The 16,375-nt window shown below is 60.8% G+C and carries 15 protein-coding genes, 1 tRNA gene and 2 pseudogenes; 12 read left to right on the top strand and 6 right to left on the bottom strand.

Annotated elements, in window-relative coordinates; translation table 11 throughout:
- Nucleotides 1-270 precede the first annotated feature (270 nt).
- Both ACQY4Y_RS20900 and ACQY4Y_RS20895 read left to right on the top strand, forming a co-directional pair.
- Nucleotides 271-438 carry a hypothetical protein gene (locus ACQY4Y_RS20900; RefSeq protein WP_428492507.1) on the top strand — a complete coding sequence of 56 codons (168 nt, stop codon included), beginning with the start codon at nt 271-273 and terminating at the stop codon, nt 436-438.
- 1,061 nt (nt 439-1,499) lie between these two features.
- Nucleotides 1,500-1,628, top strand: a complete 129-nt coding sequence (locus ACQY4Y_RS20895; RefSeq protein WP_428492506.1) for a hypothetical protein — start codon at nt 1,500-1,502, stop codon at nt 1,626-1,628.
- Nucleotides 1,629-1,802: 174 nt separating this feature from the next.
- Here the strand turns inward: ACQY4Y_RS20895 and ACQY4Y_RS20890 are convergent.
- Nucleotides 1,803-2,327: pseudogene (locus ACQY4Y_RS20890) on the bottom strand (ATP-binding protein); the annotation flags it as partial.
- 122 nt (nt 2,328-2,449) lie between these two features.
- Here ACQY4Y_RS20890 and ACQY4Y_RS20885 point away from each other — a divergent pair.
- The 5 genes from ACQY4Y_RS20885 (at nt 2,450) to tnpC (ending at nt 5,882) form a co-directional block, all read left to right on the top strand.
- Entirely contained in the window at nt 2,450-2,788 is a 339-nt protein-coding gene (locus ACQY4Y_RS20885; RefSeq protein ID WP_428493730.1) for a hypothetical protein, read from the top strand.
- Nucleotides 2,785-3,411, top strand: a complete 627-nt coding sequence (locus ACQY4Y_RS20880; RefSeq protein WP_428492505.1) for a recombinase family protein — start codon at nt 2,785-2,787, stop codon at nt 3,409-3,411. The genes ACQY4Y_RS20885 and ACQY4Y_RS20880 overlap by 4 nt, the downstream gene beginning before the upstream one ends.
- 73 nt (nt 3,412-3,484) lie before the next feature.
- Complete coding sequence (gene tnpA / locus ACQY4Y_RS20875; protein ID WP_428492504.1) at nt 3,485-3,871, top strand: IS66-like element accessory protein TnpA; 387 nt, start codon at nt 3,485-3,487, stop codon at nt 3,869-3,871.
- Nucleotides 3,868-4,236 (top strand): IS66 family insertion sequence element accessory protein TnpB, encoded by a 369-nt coding sequence (gene tnpB, locus ACQY4Y_RS20870; protein WP_428492503.1) that lies wholly within the window; start codon nt 3,868-3,870, stop codon nt 4,234-4,236. Before tnpA ends, tnpB begins: the two co-directional genes overlap by 4 nt.
- Nucleotides 4,237-4,298: 62 nt before the next feature.
- Nucleotides 4,299-5,882, top strand: coding sequence for an IS66 family transposase (gene tnpC, locus ACQY4Y_RS20865; protein ID WP_428492502.1), 1,584 nt, complete (start codon nt 4,299-4,301; stop codon nt 5,880-5,882).
- Here the strand turns inward: tnpC and ACQY4Y_RS20860 are convergent.
- Nucleotides 5,864-6,241, bottom strand: a complete 378-nt coding sequence (locus ACQY4Y_RS20860) for a hypothetical protein (RefSeq protein ID WP_428492501.1) — start codon at nt 6,239-6,241, stop codon at nt 5,864-5,866. The two genes, tnpC and ACQY4Y_RS20860, sit on opposite strands and share 19 nt — an antisense overlap.
- A gap of 367 nt (nt 6,242-6,608) precedes the next feature.
- A pseudogene (locus ACQY4Y_RS20855) lies at nt 6,609-6,932 on the bottom strand (DUF2177 family protein); the annotation flags it as partial.
- Nucleotides 6,933-6,992: 60 nt separating this feature from the next.
- Between ACQY4Y_RS20855 and ACQY4Y_RS20850 the strand changes: the two are divergent.
- A complete protein-coding gene (locus tag ACQY4Y_RS20850; RefSeq protein WP_428493640.1) occupies nt 6,993-8,054 on the top strand; it encodes an IS630 family transposase in 1,062 nt (353 codons plus the stop codon).
- 437 nt (nt 8,055-8,491) lie between these two features.
- Here the strand turns inward: ACQY4Y_RS20850 and ACQY4Y_RS20845 are convergent, their stop codons facing one another.
- Nucleotides 8,492-9,115, bottom strand: a complete 624-nt coding sequence (locus ACQY4Y_RS20845) for a hypothetical protein (RefSeq protein ID WP_428492500.1) — start codon at nt 9,113-9,115, stop codon at nt 8,492-8,494.
- Nucleotides 9,116-10,114: 999 nt separating this feature from the next.
- On the opposite strand from ACQY4Y_RS20845, the gene ACQY4Y_RS20840 reads away from it, so the two are divergent.
- Nucleotides 10,115-11,773 carry a DUF927 domain-containing protein gene (locus ACQY4Y_RS20840; protein WP_428492499.1) on the top strand — a complete coding sequence of 553 codons (1,659 nt, stop codon included), beginning with the start codon at nt 10,115-10,117 and terminating at the stop codon, nt 11,771-11,773.
- 438 nt (nt 11,774-12,211) lie between these two features.
- On the opposite strand, the gene ACQY4Y_RS20835 is transcribed toward ACQY4Y_RS20840, so the two are convergent.
- Nucleotides 12,212-12,288 (bottom strand) — tRNA-Arg (locus ACQY4Y_RS20835).
- Nucleotides 12,289-12,378: 90 nt separating this feature from the next.
- The gene (locus tag ACQY4Y_RS20830) at nt 12,379-12,747 is read right to left on the bottom strand and encodes a hypothetical protein (protein WP_428492498.1); all 369 of its coding nucleotides are present in this window, start codon (nt 12,745-12,747) and stop codon (nt 12,379-12,381) included.
- A 26-nt stretch (nt 12,748-12,773) separates the two neighbouring features.
- On the opposite strand from ACQY4Y_RS20830, the gene ACQY4Y_RS20825 reads away from it, so the two are divergent.
- Genes ACQY4Y_RS20825 through der form a run of 3 tightly spaced genes read left to right on the top strand, consistent with a single transcriptional unit; the run spans nt 12,774 to nt 16,353 of the window.
- Nucleotides 12,774-13,547, top strand: a complete 774-nt coding sequence (locus ACQY4Y_RS20825; RefSeq protein ID WP_428492497.1) for a tetratricopeptide repeat protein — start codon at nt 12,774-12,776, stop codon at nt 13,545-13,547.
- A 42-nt stretch (nt 13,548-13,589) separates the two neighbouring features.
- Nucleotides 13,590-14,993 carry a PQQ-binding-like beta-propeller repeat protein gene (locus tag ACQY4Y_RS20820; RefSeq protein ID WP_428492496.1) on the top strand — a complete coding sequence of 468 codons (1,404 nt, stop codon included), beginning with the start codon at nt 13,590-13,592 and terminating at the stop codon, nt 14,991-14,993.
- Between the two features lie 4 nt (nt 14,994-14,997).
- Nucleotides 14,998-16,353, top strand: coding sequence for a ribosome biogenesis GTPase Der (der, locus tag ACQY4Y_RS20815; RefSeq protein ID WP_428492495.1), 1,356 nt, complete (start codon nt 14,998-15,000; stop codon nt 16,351-16,353).
- The last annotated feature ends 22 nt before the right edge of the window (nt 16,354-16,375 follow it).

The raw sequence follows: 16,375 nt of genomic DNA, 5'->3' as shown, positions 1-16,375 counted from the left end.
ATCATCGCTGAACGGGGCATGAACACGGGCGATGCCAAGCTTCGGCGCCAGATGAACAAGCGCGTCGATAAGGCGCTTCGGCACCAGCGGACCAACGGCATGGTTTCGAGAAGCATATGGACGGCGCCGTTGGCTGGTCGATCACCGGGTATCAGCGTGCGATCGTGTGAAATTCACGTTTCCCGGTAATCAATAATTAACTACTGGCCCTCAACCTCGGGTTGCACGCGATGTTGGGCGTGCGAAGAAACAACAGAACAGAGGCCGAAAATGAAACAAATTATCCTCGTCAACTATGCCCGTGATAGCGCGGAGATTGAAGCGGCGGGCTTCCTGCGCGACAGCCAGGACACAAAAGATTTCGGCCGCGTTGTTCTGGGTGGCGGTTACGCCGGCATTTCCGCTCCGACTCATCTTCCGATCGTCGCCCGCAGCTAATCACCAGCTAATTGCTGTCCTGCCCGCGCGTGCGCACACTTTTTACCGCGTGCGCTCGCGTTGGCTGGATGGTCAATTAATTATTGCTTTACCATTGGCAGGCAGTCTCCGGTGTATTCCATCCGGCAGCTACTCATGCACATTCTGGCTATTATCGCGGGCGTTTGGCTTCACTTCGTGGGCGACCTCGCACTGTGCTTGGCAGGCGCTATTACGGCATGCACGCCGACCGGGTATTTGTATGACGAGTTCTACTCATATCCGTCTCGGGCAGCCGCTGCGTTTGAGCTTCTACCAATTCCGATTGGGCTTTTAGTCGCTGGCTTGATCTTGGCTAAGTGGGGCTTTGCCGGGCTGTAGGTTTGGGCTTGCAGGCGGCATGGGCCAATCGTCAACATAGCGGAAGAGTAACCGGCGTCGCGCAGTTCCAAAGCTGTTCTGTGAACTGCTTCACGCTGAATAACGGAACAAAGCCGGACCTCCGTGAATCGCCGGTTTCAGTTCCGCGACATTCGTTTATCGCGGCTTCCGTCCTTTTTCCCTCCATCGCGCATCGACCCACTTCTCGGCTTCTTCCTCGGTGCTGAAACCCCGCACAGTGACCGTTTCACCGTTGCCGAATTTGATTTCGACAATGAATTCGCCGCTGTCCTCCCGGCTTATTACATACCGATCCATCAGATCACAGTCAGTCAAAAATGCTACCTGAGGTTGTAAACTGTGATTTGGGGAATTCGGTTCCGTTACAAACTGTTAAGGTTTTTGCAATCTCTATCGGTTACCTAGGTGTAGCCAGCTGTGGTTTCGCCCACGGGCGACGAGAATCCTACAGGCGCACGTTTCATGGCATGCGCCTGTTTGGTGTTTCAAAATTGCGCATCGCGGGAACAAGGTTTCCATTCCGCGAAAAGCCGCTTAACGCGGCTTCAGGCGTATGCTGGAGATTCACCGAGTAATAGGATGGCAATCAGGTGTCTCGGAGTGAGGTGGTCCCCGAATCCTGGACAGGTAGCTAAGAGAGAGACTCGCCCTTAAACCGGCCTGACGGCCAGGGGTTACAGATGGCGAATGTTCGCAAAAAGCACGGGGTTGATTTCAAGGCGATGGTAGCACTGGCGGCGGTCCGCGAGGACAGCACGGTGGCGGAGCTGTCGAGCCGCTACGGGATGTCAACGCCGGTTGAAAACTGACCCACCTGTGGCGGGGGGCGCCGGTTGAAAATTGACCCACCCGACTGCCGCAGGACGTAGTGGTGCGTTACGGCATGTAAGCCTGCCTCGCTGTTGGGTGCCGAGGTCAAGCCCCGCAGCCGCGCAGCGGGGCGTCGCAGACGCCGGGCTTGAGGTCGGCGACCGACGGCGGGATCATGGGTTCGGCCGGTTCTCGGCGATCGGCCCTGGGAGCGCCGTAGTTGCCGTATCGACCTGTGACAGTGGGTGACGTGCGGACTTTGGCATGATGCCGCCCTTCCTCTTGTCGCGCAGCCGGTAGCTGTCGCCGCCAATCTGCACGACGGTCGCGTGATGCATCAGTCGATCGAGCATCGCGGCCGTCAGCACGGCATCGCCGGCAAGTGCCTGATCCCAACTGCCAAATGTCAGGTTCGAGGTCAGCACGATCGACCCGCGCTCATAACGTTTGGCGACCACCTGAAACAGCAGGTTCGCCTGATCGCGCGATAGCGGAAGGTATCCAATCTCGTCGATAATCAGCAGCCGATACATCGAGACGGCCCGATGCAGCGCCTCGTTTAACCAACCTTGGCGCTGCGCGGTTTCCAGCAACAGCACCAGGTCGGCCGCAGTCATGAACCGCGTCTTGATCCCGGCCTGTGTCGCCAGGTACCCTAGACTGATGGCGATATGGGTTTTGCCGACCCCCGACGAACCAGGGGCATACTGCCTAATATCACGACGTCGATGGACGGATCTTTTATCGATATCACCCTTGTCACGGTCAGAACGTTGAGATCCTGAAGCGGCAGCGTTTCGCCGGAACGGAGGTGTTTGTTGTGCGCCAGCCGGACGGAACGCTGACGCATGTGCCGTGCTGGATGATGCAAGAGGCGGCTTCTCATCACGTTGTTTGTCCCGATCCGCTGCTGGCGTTGCCGCATTTGCGCGACCTGCGCATCGAGATCGACGCACTCCTAGCCTTTCTCCGATCCGAATCGAAGACGGAGAAAGGGCAGGAAGATGCGCACGGTGATCCATCAGCCAAGAGATCTGTTCGAGGCGGAGGAACCGCCGACGGCTCTATAGCCGGTTCAGAAGAGCCAGATGCTGACGTTGCTCCAGGCCATGCTGATCGAGGTTTGCACGGCGGCAAAGGCCGGGGAGGCAGACGATGACGAAGATCACGCCTGAGCACCTGACCCGCGGGGCCTATATCTACATTCGTCAATCGACGGCCGATCAGCTGTTGCATAATCACGAGAGCCGCCGCCGTCAGTATGGTCTGGCGGACCGTGCGCGACAGCTGGGCTGGCAAGACGTCGTTGTGATCGACGACGACCTTGGCCGTTCAGGATCTGGTGTCAGCAGGCCGGGGTTTGAGCGCCTGCTGGCGGCGATTTGCCAAGGTCGGGTTGGATCAGTCTTTGTCATTGAGGTGTCGCGACTGGCGCGTAACGGGCGCGACTGGCACACCCTGATCGAGTTCTGCGGCCTGGTCGGCACGATCATTGTGGATGAGGACGGCGTTTGCGATCCTCGCCACCCCAACGATCGGCTGTTGCTCGGCATGAAGGGCACGATGAGCGAGCTGGAGCTCTCGATTCTTCGGCAGCGCTCGCTGGAAGCTCTCAAACAGAAGGCGCGTCGTGGTGAGCTCTTCCTCACCGTGGCGATCGGCTACATAAAGGTTCGTCACAACCGCATCGACATCGATCCCGATACCAGAGTGCGCGAAGCGATCGGGCTCGTATTCAAGAAGTTCTCGGAACTCCCGAGCATTCGTAAGCGTCCGGTCTGACGCGCCTGTTTCGGAATGACGACTTCTGGCAGGGCAACACCTTAAGGTCAGCTTTAAGGTGGTGTTTCAGGTCATGGCGGACGGGGCTGTTGAGATCATCACGGGGCGTGAGCGTCGGCGTCGGTGGAGCGTCGAGGACAAGTTGAAGATCGTTTCCGAGACGCTTGAGCCGGGCGCGTCGGTCAACCAGGTCGCGGCTCGGCACGATGTCTATCCGGGACTGCTGTTCACCTGGCGACGACAGATGCGCAGCGGCAAACGGGCGCTGCAACGCAAGCCGTTGTTCTTTCCCGTGCAAACACATGACGCCGCTCTTCGAAGTATGTCGGCACAAATGGAACGAGCCAGCAATGCGCCGCGTCAGATCGAGATCGAACTCAAGAATGGCAGCCGGGTGCGTGTCGAGGAAGGCGTCAGCCTGACCTCGCTTCGGCGGGTGCTTGCGGCGCTGCGCGAATGATCACGCCGGCGGCTGGCGTCAGGATCTGGCTGGCAGCGGGCCTGACCGACATGCGTCGCGGCTTCGATGGGCGACTGAGCACGCGAAGGAGGGTTGCCGCCCTGGTGCAGCAGCACCTCGGGCAAGATCCGTTCAGCGGCCATCTGTTCGTGTTCCGCGGCAAGCGCGGTCATTTGCTGAAGATCCTGTTCTGGGACGGCCAGGGGCTGGTGCTCTACGCCAAGCGCCTGGAGCGCGGTCGGTTCGTCTGGCCGCAGGCCAAGGACGGCGTGGTGTCGCTGACGCCGGCGCAACTGTCGATGCTGACCGAAGGCATCGACTGGCGGATGCCTGCTCGCACCTGGCAGCCGGAGGTGGCCGGCTAACATCTTCGTTTGCAGGCCGTTTTTCTTTGCAGCGACGCGAATCGGCGGGCGAACCTCGGCCTATGCCTGACCCCGCATCCGATCTTCCCACCGACGTCGCCAGCTTGCAGGCGATGGTGCTGGCGCAGAAGGCGGAACTGGCGAGCGCGCGCTGCGGCCTGATCGAGCAGCGCTTCGAGATCGAGGCACTCAAGGCCCGCCTGTCGAAGTTGCTGCGGCTGACGTTTGGGCGCTCGTCGGAGAAGCTGCGCGCGCAGGTCGAGCAACTGGAGCTGGCACTGGCCGACATCGATGAGTTGCTCGCCGAGACCGGCGCGGCCGACGTGGCGGCAGCGGGAGAGACCATTGCTCAGGATCGCAAGCCGGCGCGCCGGCCGTTGCCGGAGACACTGCCACGCGATGTCATCGAACATGCCGCGCCCTGTCACGATCAGACCGGCTCCTGCCTGGCCTGTGGCGGCACACTGCGGCCTCTGGGCGAGGACGTGACCGAGATCCTCGACTATGTCCCCGGCAGCTTCCGCGTCATCCGCCATGTGCGCCCGAAACTGTCCTGCCGGAGCTGCGAGACGATCACGCAGGCGCCGGTACCCAGCCTGCCGGTTCGCCGTGGCCGGGCCGGTGCGGGCCTGCTGGCGCATGTCCTGGTGGCAAAGTACTGCGACCATTTGCCGTTGCATCGTCAGGCGGAGATCTATGCGCGCGAGGATATCGAGCTCAGCCGTTCGACGCTGGCCGACATGGTTGGGCAGACCGCGCGGCTGGTCCGTCCGCTGATCGATGCCTTGGCGCGCCATGTGATGAGCGGCGATCGCGTCCACGCCGACGACACCGTGGTGCCGGTGCTGGAACCCGGACTGGGCCGCACCCGGACAGCGCGGCTGTGGACCTATGTGCGCGATGATCGGCCGTTCGCTGGAACCGATCCGCCGGCGGTGCTCTACCGTTACTCGCCGGACCGCAAGGGCGAGCATCCACGCGCCCACCTGCGTGACTTCCGCGGCATCCTGCAAGCCGATGGCTATGCCGGTTACGCCGGGCTCTACGGCAACAGCATCGTCGAGGCCGCCTGCATGGCGCACGCGCGGCGCAAATTCTTCGACGTGCACGAGACGACCAAATCCCCGCTTGCGCGCGAGGCACTGGACCGGATCGCCGCGCTCTATCGGATCGAGGCGGAGATCCGTGGCCGTCCACCCGACCAGCGCCTGCGCGTCAGAAGGCAGCAAACCGCGCCGTTGATGGCGGCGTTGAAGACGTGGCTGGAAACCACCCGCCGGCGGGTCTCTAGACGCAGCACCCTGGCGGCAGCAATACGCTACACGTTGGCACGCTGGGCGGCGTTGACGTTGATCCTGCGTGACGGCCGCGCCTGCATCGACAACTCGGCCGCCGAACGCGCCATGCGCCCGATTGCCCTGGGCCGCCGCAACTGGACCTTCGCCGGATCCGATGCCGGAGGCGAGCGCGCCGCTGCTATTTACAGCCTGATCGAGACCGCAAAGCTGCATGGGCGCGATCCCGAAGCGTATCTGCGCCGCATCATCGCCCAGATCGCCGATCACCCGGTTAATCGCGTTCACGAGCTGCTGCCTTGGAACCTCACCGACCTTCGGCCGCGGCTTGATCAACGCAGCGCTGCCTGACCGAGACAGTCAATCAGTATATCTGCGTCTGAGGCCGGACGCTTACCGATGGCCACGTCCTCGACATGGAGAAAAACCAGTTCGGAGCGGCGCAGGGCGCCGACGAAGCCGAACAGCAGCAGGGCGCGATCGCGCCGGCCGCGCGCGCTTTCATCAGAGGTGAGCAGCAACTGGCGCAGCATCGGCAGGGTCAGCGCGGCGGCTTTCTGCACCGGGCGGCCGTGGGCGCGCAGCGCGCCTTGCCGCGGCCCCTGAATGTCGCGATACGCCGGGTTCCACGGAAAATCGTTGAACCGGTGCATTTTGCCCAGTGCCGACAACCGCCGGCGGATCGTGGTCGGGGCGCGTGTATTGGCCAAGCTGGCCAGGTAGGCGCCGACGGTTGCCGGCGCGGCGGGGACCGGGACAAACCCGTGTGTGGCGCACCACCGGGAAAAATGCGTCCAGTCCGCCTTGTAGGCGCGCAGGGTGGGGGGGCGGTGGCTTGCCGCGCCAGCGCGGCGGCGAGCGCGGCCTGGCCGGCAGGGGTCGGCAGTGTGGCGAGGGCGACGGGGGCGGTTTCCCGCGACTGCGACGTCAGCCCCTCTGCCCTGCCCGGATCGGCTGCTGATTCGTCCATGAAGCCGAGAATCGCCGGTCGGCAGAGCGAAAGCAACCGAGAAAAATCCACTCCACGCGATAAATGCGTTATCACGTGTAGATTTTGAACACCCGCTTTTCAAACGCTTATACGGGAAGCCAGCGAACCGCAGCCCGGCCCGCAAACATGCCGAGCGTCGAGACCACGGCAGTCATCACCATGCCCCATACGATATCCGAGGCTGCCAGCGTCGCTGTCCAGCTCTTCAGCGTCCCATAGTTCGTGAGATCGTAGGTGGCGTAGGTGAACAGGCCGAACAACGCCCCGTACAGCGCCGTCATCTGCCAGGCGCCGTGCCCCGCCGGCAGCACGAACACCATAATCCCTGCGGCATAGAGCAGATAGAACAGGACGGCAGGAACGGCTCTTGCTGTCAGCATATCTTGCCCAAGTGTCGCGCGGAACATCGGAAGCGCGACTAGTACCCACTATCGCTGAAGCGCGAGTCATGATTCGTAGGCGGGATGAAGATCATTCCTGCTGCGACGACGGTCGCGTTGACGCCTGAGGACCGGCAGGTTCTGGAGGCGTTGGCTGCTTCGCGCAAAACCGAGGCCCGGATGCGCGATCGTGCGCGGATTGTGCTGCTGGCAAGCGCCGCTATGGCGTCTCGCGCGATTGCCCGGGAAGTCGGTTGCACGCCCGGCACGGCCTCGAAATGGCGGGTGCGCTACGCTAACCAGGGAATGGCTGGCCTGAGTGAGACTGGCGAGCGCGGCAACGAGCCCAAGTATGGTCCTGAGCACGGGCGGCGCATTCTGGCCCTGTTGGATCAGCCACCCCCGGCTGGGTATGCTAACTGGACCGCCCCGTTGTTGGCACGCGAACTGGTGGATATCCACGAGCAGCATATCTGGCGGTTCCTGCGTGTGCAGAAAATCGACCTGTCCAGGTGCAAATCCTGGTGCCAAAGCACGGACCCGGATTTTGTGCCCAAGGCCGCTGACATCGTTGGGCTTTACCTGGCCCCTCCGAGCCATGCCGTGGTGCTTTCGGTCGATGAAAAGCCATCGATCCAGGCGCTGGAGCGGACACAGGGATACCTGAAGTTACCCAATGGCCGGGCGATGATCGGCCAATCGCATGACTACAAGCGACACGGCACCTCGACGCTGTTCGCCGCGCTCGACGTTGCCACCGGCCAGGTCATCGGCAAGCACTACAAACGCCGTCGCCGATCGGAGTTCCGCGACTTCATGAACCGGGTTGTCAAGCAACATGAGGGCAAGGAGATCCACGTCATCCTTGACAACCTGTCAACCCACAAGCCGAAGCGGGATTTGTGGCTAGCGCGGCACCCAAACGTACATTTCCACTACACGCCGACCCACACGTCATGGCTGAACCAGATCGAAATCTGGTTCTCGATCCTGGCGGGCCAGTCATTGAAAGGCGCCTCATTCGGCAGCGTTGCCGAACTGGTGACCCACATCGAAAGCTTCATCAATAGCTACAACAAAAACGCCCGCCCCTTCGTCTGGACCAAAAGCGCCGTTCACCAAAAACGGCTCAAGCCATGTTTCGCGGTTTAGCGATTCTGGGTACTAGGGCGATCCACGTCCCGTCGATCAGGAGCATCAAAAGTAGCGTCGGGATATAAGTCGCAGCGAACTTCAGCATCTGAAACCTTACGCTGTCGCGGCCGGCTCATATTTGAGCCTTCCCGCTAATTGTAGCGGACAGCGGCAGGAATGCGATCCCCGTGGGCGGGAGCAAGGGCACGGTCTCATGTCATAGCGGGCGTCACCTTGACTTCAAAAAATTCGGGGGTGGGAAGGACCGTAGCGTTAGCGAAGCGTACTTGCCGGTCGTTGGCGCCCGCAGCGAATCGGATTTGACCGACTTCGTTCAAAGCGTGCGAGGGGGACAGGACGATCGCGTCTTACCGACGCCACTATCCGATCCTTGTCTGCGTGCCGGTATCGAGCCGCTTCAGTCGTCCAGCGCGCTACAGCTTCCAATCCAAGCATCAGAGCATAGATGTAGGCGTCCTGCGCGATCTCTGTTGGATCAAAACGTTATGCGTCAGGGACGCATCCATTGAAGTCAAGCCTTTTTTTGTTGCCGTTGCAGGTAAAATCAAAATGTCATCCAAACTATAGGTGCTACGCTTCATATGCTTGAACATATAATCGGCGATTTTTTTTCGCAAGTCTGTTATCGGCCTGACGTCGACTACGCGCACATTGCCCTGATTACCAACATAGATATGTTGGTAATCTTTGATATGCAGATCAAGCGGCATTTGCAGCCGGGACACCAGCGGCATGGCCAGTATGAAGTGATAGTGCACGCCTTCATTTTGAGCTAAATCAGCAAACCGGGTTTGAGGTTTATGCTTGAACACTGGGCTGTCCGGTGCGCCAATTAAAATCGGTAATTTAAGGCCGGGTTTATTTCGAGGATTTCTCACTATATTACTTAGTAAGGTAACGTATACGCGCTGCATTTCCCGCTGCATGACCGCAACCGTGACTTTCTTATTCGAACCAAGATGATTGAACATCAGAGTACCAAACCACAACGACCGGCCCTCAACAGCCCATTGTTTTAGCCAGCTCTGATACGCTTCAAACAAAACATTCTGCTTCATTCTAAATTTTCCTTGTTCCTAAATTTATTCGATCCGATCTCTCAAAATCAATTGAGTAAGGTTGTGATCAAAAACCCGTTGTTTTAGCCTCAAAACACAACAACTTACTGTCTAAATATTCCGCTGAAGCGATGTTTCTAACCTTGCTACTTTACTGACGGCCAAATAGTGATGTATGCCTCCATTCGGGACTATTTTGGCAAGTTTGGTTATCGGCTTAATGCTTTGACACCGGGCTGCCAGGGAAGCGGGGAAATCACAATATACAAAAAATCCCTGAGCTGGCTTCGAGCTCTTAAACAAGTTCATACATACAAGGCATTAAAAGTGTTCCGTTTCTTTTGCATTATGTCGCTGGCGATTGGCTTGCTGCGATTAAGCGGGTTGAAAAGCGAATTCTTAGAATCAAAGCAATCGGCGCTCCGGGTCTACTTGTTCCGTCTCTAGTGAAGTTATAATCGATCTATTCCATTGTATTATTAGCCATTTTGCTTTTTTCTCTCAAAATCTTTGTTTGTTTGTTCTATCTCTTATCCTCCTCAGAATGTATTCCGCTTCATGTAATAGGGAATGTTAAAGATTGACTGCACCTGGTAAATAGCCGCTTGAACATATCGGGCCAAATCAAATAGCCGCTTCACCATATCAGTTCAATTCACCATATCAGGTCAATCAATTCACCATATCAGGTCAACTGTAGACAGCAAAATGCCGGTCTCCAGGGGGTTATTCCGATGTGGCGATCGCATCGCCTACTGGCACTTCCAACTAGGCTCAGGCGGTCGCATACTTAATTAGGCATAATTGAGCTCGCAACGAGCATTACCGCTTTCGGAAATTGGCATAACAAATTGTTTTCATTGATTAAACTACCCGATAGTACTTTTTCTTTTTTCGGGAGGGAAAAACATCCAAGTTTTCCTCGCTTCAAAATGTAATTTAATGCAGCGCAGGTTTTGGGCGTGTCATTCGTATCAGCTTTATTTAAGGTAAAAGGTGATGTTTGATCTTCAGAAAGTAGCGAATATCGATGATGAACTTTCATTTGAGGCATACGAGGTTTTCCAGTTTCTAACTGTCGATCAGGATATTCGGCATATTCGAATCGAACGGGGCCGCTCGCGAAATGTGAATTACGTATATCGTGAGCTGCTCAGGGCAAACGCCGCCCTTCCGTCCAATGACGCTGAAGCCCGGCGCTTTGTTCAGGAAGCGATCGCTGCCGAAACGCCAAAGCGGCTGCATTACGCGACGCATCTGGGTTGGCGACCAAATTTGAATGGGTTTGTTTTATGCGATGAATGTATCGGCACACCGACCGCGGTTGCCGCGGTTTTGCCACCGAAGTGGGTCGAGGAATTTAGCGATAATCACATTTCGACGTTGGGCACTTTGAAAAGCTGGCAGGGGTCAGTGGCAAAACCGGCAGCTAAGTCATCCCGTTTGATTTTGCTCGCCGCCGCCGCATTTGCAGCGCCATTAGTAAGGTTCGCCAAGGGCGTAAATCTGGGATTTAATCTCTTTGGTCTGAACTACCAGGAGACATGTATCGCAGCCGCCTTTGTGGGCTCAATAGTTGGTTGCGCCCCGAATGAGCTGATCTCGGACTGGTGGGTCGCGCCTGGCAGTTTGCTAAAACGCACCAGGTTATTCGGCGACCAACTGTTTCTCGCCGGCAGCCTCGTGGCCTATCCTGAACGAATGGCGACCCCGCGACAGCACGAGCGCCTGCTCGCGCTTCAAACAGGGGAGGACCGACTAGCCAAAGAGCGTCCGACTGCGGGCCGGTGGCGGGGCATTTTTGTTAGCCTGCTGACCTCCGCCAGCACCGTCAGCGGGGCGGCAGATCGTGAGAACGACCGGTTCGTTGGCGTGCCTTGCGTTGATATCCCAGCCGCTTCCAAATTCTCACCGCTACTTGATCTGCCGAGCCTCTCCGCCACCGCAGCTGACCTGAGACCAACAGTGCGGGTCATTCAGCGGATGGCCGAGGCGGCCAATCGAAACCGGGGTGTGCCGATCCGTCGTTATCTCCGCTATCTCGTTAAAAGCCGAAGTCACCTGCCGTCCAAGATCTCAAAGCTCAGTCGACAGTTTGCCCGGCTCGGCAAGAGGGCGGGACCAGGGTCCGCACCACGGTCGCTGCTGGACCGCTTCGGCCTACTGTACGCCGGCGGCTGCCTGGCGATTGAAGCTGGCGTATTGCCGTGGGGACGGCGTCAAGTGTTGACGGCGCTGTGGGCCTGCTTATCCGCAGCTCGAGGGCAACGCCGGGCCGATCGGCTTTCTCCGAAGAAGATCCGCCGTACTCTCCGGGATCGACTCCGAACTCCTAGCGTTGTGGCTCGCCTGCCTGGGGTGCGGTTTGGGCCCGACGATCATGCCGGGTTCTTCGGGATGGTTGATGGTCGTCGGCAACACACGATTCATGCCAAAGCATTTCGCAGCTGGTTTGGGGGGTCCAAGCAGTGCGCGGCCGCATTGGCATGGTTGCACCAGCGAGGGCTACTGGTTTTAGGGGACAAGCCGGCAACGCCATGGTTAGCCTCGGGGGAATGGGCTGAACGAACACCACGTTGGCCCGATGGTCGGGTGCAAAAATCGTTTATGTTCTTGGAACCTCTACCGCAGCGCGGCGCCCCAAGGACGGTCCGATAGTGCACATTAGGGAAAATACACTATGTGCCTTGGCATCAGGCTGAGGCGGGGCAGGGCAAGGGCGCATCAGCCAAACCAACACTTTCGAAAGACGGCTGATGATCGTGCCTCTAAGCGGGGGCGTCGCTTCATCGTTCGTCGACAGCGAGACGTCGCCGCCAGAACCCTCGATGAGTGCCCGGGTCGCTGCTTGTGTCGGGCGAAGGGCAGCCCGTGAAGCAGAAATGCCATTCCCCTCACAGGGGCGATCCACTGGCGATGTTGGATCGCTGGCAAGCGAAGCGACGTTTATGCCACAGGCAGCCCACGGTCGACGCGGAAAAAGGTAGGGCGGTCGGATGAAAGCGGTCGATGGGACGGGATTACCCGCTTGCTTCCGGTATGCTTCCGGCGGTTCAAACCGGCCTTGGGCCGATGATGCTAAGCCATTGAAAGAATTGGCGGACCCGACACGATTCGAACGTGCGACCTTCGCCTTCGGAGGGCGACGCTCTATCCAACTGAGCTACGGGTCCCGCTCACCCCCAACCAGGAGGCGATGACCCCGCTATAGCGACATTCCCGGCAAAGCTCAATCATCCCATGACGCCGCACGGCGCCTACCATCACGGCCAGGTGCGCACCCGGTTCGCCTCCTGCTCCGGCGTCAGCACGGAGGGCCCCTCGGCGACGCCGCGCGGGTGGTCTGGCAAGGTTGCGGGGTCGCGCCAGCAGTTCACCGATCCCAGCGTGCGGGTGCAGAACTCAGGCGGTTCGGGGGGTGGTTCCACCGGGCGGCAATAGGATTTGTTTTCATCGAGCCGGACGATCGAACAATCCTTTCCGGTGATAAACGAATAGACCGCGTCCGCCGGGCTGCGATGAATCGTGGCAATGCTGCCGACGCTGCTGGCCACCGCCACCGTGGCGGCAAGGTTTGTCGACAGGCCGCATCCGGCCAGCGACAGCAAACTCAGCAGCAGAAACATCTTCATCCGCCCATCCTGCGCCGCAAAGGTAAATGAACCCTTGCCGGCGCTGCGGTTTGCAGCCACACCCCGACGCCGCTATGGTCCGCGCCGCCGCCGGCGTTCGGAAGCCGTGGCTGGAGCAGGCAGGCGAGAGAATCCGCGTGGTTGATATTTTCGACGAGGTCGAGGGCGACCTCAGGGCAGAACGCGCCGAAAGGCTGCTGAAGAAGTATGCGTGGCTGCTGATTGTCCTGGTCGCGGCGATCATCGGCGGCGCCATCGGCTGGCAACTTTGGAACCGGCACCAGGCCAGCCAGGATGCCGCGGCCGCTTCCCGCTACGTCGCGGTGCAAAATGCGCTGGACCAGCCCGATGCCGCCAAGGCCGCGCAAATCGCCGCGCTCGACCAGCTCGCGGTCACCGCACCCGAGGGCTACAGAACCCTTGCCCGGCTGCGCGCCGCCGGACTGAAGGCCGATGCCGGCAACGTAACCGGCGCGGTGGCGCTGTGGAACCAAGTCGCCGCTGACGCCGACGCCGACAAGTTGTTGCGCGATCTGGCCAGCTTGCTGGCCACCGAACGAGAGCTCGACCACGGCGATCCGACCCAGCTCGAGGCTCGTCTCAAGCCGCTGGCCGATCCCGACAATCCCTGGTCCACCCTGGCGCAAGAGCAGTTGGCGATGCTGGACCTGCGACAGGGCAAGCTGGACGACGCCCGTGGAACGCTGCGGATGCTGTCGTTCGACATCGAGGCTCCCGCCGGTTTGCGTGCCCGCGCCTCGGCGCTTTTGGTCGGGCTGGGTGCTCAGGCCGCGCAGTGATCAGGCCGCGAAGTGATCAGGCACGGCTGGACCCAGACGAACATGACCGGTGAAGCAATCAACCGACAGGGAAGGCGTGACGTGAAGGCGAAGCTGTCCGCGAAGACCGCGCCGGCGGGACAGGTCGCGATGCTGGCGCGGCGAACCGCGGTGCTGGCGCCGCTGACCCTGGCCGGATGTTCCTATTTCGACACTCTGTTCAGCCAGAAGAAGACGATCCTGCCGGGCAAGCGCGAATCGGTGTTCACCGACCGTCGTGGGCTGGTGGTCGACGAAGGCGCGCCCGAGGTCGTGTTGCCGCCGGCGGTGCGCAACGCAGCGTGGCCGCAGCCCGGCGGCAACCCGGCGCACCTGATGGGACATCTAGCCGCCAGCGACCATCTGACCGAGGCCTGGAAGGTCGGCATCGGCGAGGGCGGCGGCTACCGCCAGATCATCATGGCGCAGCCGGTGGTGCTGAACGGCACTGTGTTCACCATGGACTCCGCCGCCGAGGTGTCCGCCTTCGCGCTGACCAACGGCAAGCGACTCTGGCGCGTCGATACCAAGCCGAAACACGCCAAGAGCACCAATGTGGGTGGCGGTCTGGGGGCCGATGGAACGACGCTTTACGCGGTCAACGGCCTGTTTCAACTTGTCGCGCTGGATTTATCCAGCGGCAAGCAGAAATGGCGGCGTGACCTGGACGTGCCGGCGCGTTCGGCGCCCACGATCGCCGATGGTCGGGTGTTCGTGACCACGATCGACGACCGGTTGCTGGCATTCACCGCCGCCGACGGTCGCCCGTTGTGGTCGCATCAGTCAAGCACGCCGGTCACCGCCATGCTGGGCCAACCCGCCGCAGCCTATTACCAGGGTCTTGTGATTGCCGGCTTCGGTTCCGGCGAACTCGCCTGCCTGAGGGCAGAAAGCGGCAGCGTGGTCTGGACCGATGGTCTTGGCGCATCCCAAAGCCGAGCGACGGTGGCCGACTTCCTCTCGATCAGGGGCCTGCCGGTGATTGCCAACGGGCTGGTCTACGCCGTCAGCATGGGCGGCCTGCTGATCTGCAACGACGTGCCGACCGGACGGCGGGTGTGGGATCGCCAGATCGCCGGCGAGGACACCCCCTATATCGCCGGCGAGTGGATGTTCATCGTCTCGGCCCAACAACAGATCGCCGCGATCGGCATCAATGACGGACACGTCACCTGGATCACCCAATTGCCGCGCTGGGCCGATCCGGCCAAACGCAAGGACACCTTGACTTGGTATGGGCCGCTGTTGGTCAGCGACCGCCTGATCGTCACCGGAACCAGCGAGGATGCGCTCTCGATCAGTCCCTACACCGGCGAGGTCATGGGCCATATCACGCTTTCGGGGGCAGCCGCGCCTGTCGCTCCCGTGGTGGCCGATGGCACCGTGCTGCTGATCACCAACGACGCGCGGCTGATCGCGCTCAGGTAGGACCATGGTGCCGCCCAGGCTGCCAGTCGTCGTTATCGCCGGGCGGCCCAATGTCGGCAAATCGACCTTGTTCAACCGGCTGGCCGGACGCCGCATCGCGCTGGTCGCCGACACGCCCGGCGTGACCCGCGACAGCAAGGACGCCGAGGCCCAGCTTCGCGGCCGCATGGTGCGCCTGATCGACACCGCTGGCCTCGAGGAAGCGGCGCCGGAGACCCTCGCCGGGCGGATGCGCGCCGGGTCCGCCAGCGCGGTCTCGCTGGCGGACCTGGTGTTGTTCGTGTTGGATGCCCGCGCCGGCGTGACTCCGGCGGACGAGCATTTCGGCCAGTGGCTGCGGCGCCAGGGCAAACCGGTGCTGCTGGTAGCGAACAAGGTTGAAGGCCGTGCCGCCGGCGCTTCGATCCTGGACGCCTATTCGCTGGGCCTGGGCGATCCGGTCGGCGTCTCCGCCGAACACGGCGAGGGCGTCGCCAACCTGATGTCGGAAATTGTCGACCGCCTCCCGCGGGAGCCGGTGATCGACGATACGGCTGACGAAGATCGCCCGCTGAAGCTGGCCATCGTGGGCCGCCCCAACGCCGGAAAATCCACGCTGATCAATCGCCTGCTGGGCACGGAGCGGATGATCACCGGGCCGGAACCCGGGCTGACCCGCGACGCCGTCGCGACCACCCTGTCCGATGACCAGGGACGCGCGATCGAACTCGTCGACACCGCCGGCCTGCGCCGCCGCGCTCGGGTCGAGCAGCCGCTGGAGAAGATGTCCGTCAGTTCGGCGATTCAGGCGCTGAAAATGGCCGAGGTCGTGGTGCTGACTTTGGACGCCGCCGGCGGCATCCACGACCAGGATCTGCAGATCGCCCGCCTGATCGAGCGCGAAGGCCGTGCCTGCATCGTGGCGCTGAACAAATGGGACGCGGTGGCGGACCGCAACGCCGCGCGCAAAGCCATTATCGAACGATTGGAGGATAGCCTCGCGCAGATGAAGGGCGTTGCGGTGGTCACTCTGTCGGCGCTGACCGGTGCCGGGATCGACCGCCTGCTGCCCGCCGTGCGTCAGGCGTACGAGGTGTGGAACAAGCGCATCCCGACGGGCGAACTGAATCGCTGGTTCGAGCACGCCCTGCAGGCGCATCAGACCCCGCTGGTCAGCGGTCGCCGGCTGAAGCTGCGCTATGTGACCCAGGCCAAGGCGCGGCCGCCGACCTTTGTCGTATTCGGCACTCGGGCCGAACAAACACCCGAGGACTATTCCCGCTATCTGGTGAACAGTCTGCGCGACACGTTCAAGCTTCCGGGGACCCCCATCCGCCTGCAGTTGCGCGGGACGAAGAACCCATTTGTCAACGACGGGTAGGCACCACGGCGCGGCACCGGCC

It is taken from the genome of Rhodopila sp. (assembly GCF_965277165.1).
Classification (GTDB): domain Bacteria; phylum Pseudomonadota; class Alphaproteobacteria; order Acetobacterales; family Acetobacteraceae; genus Rhodopila.
This window is presented reverse-complemented; position numbering and strand designations above follow the sequence as displayed.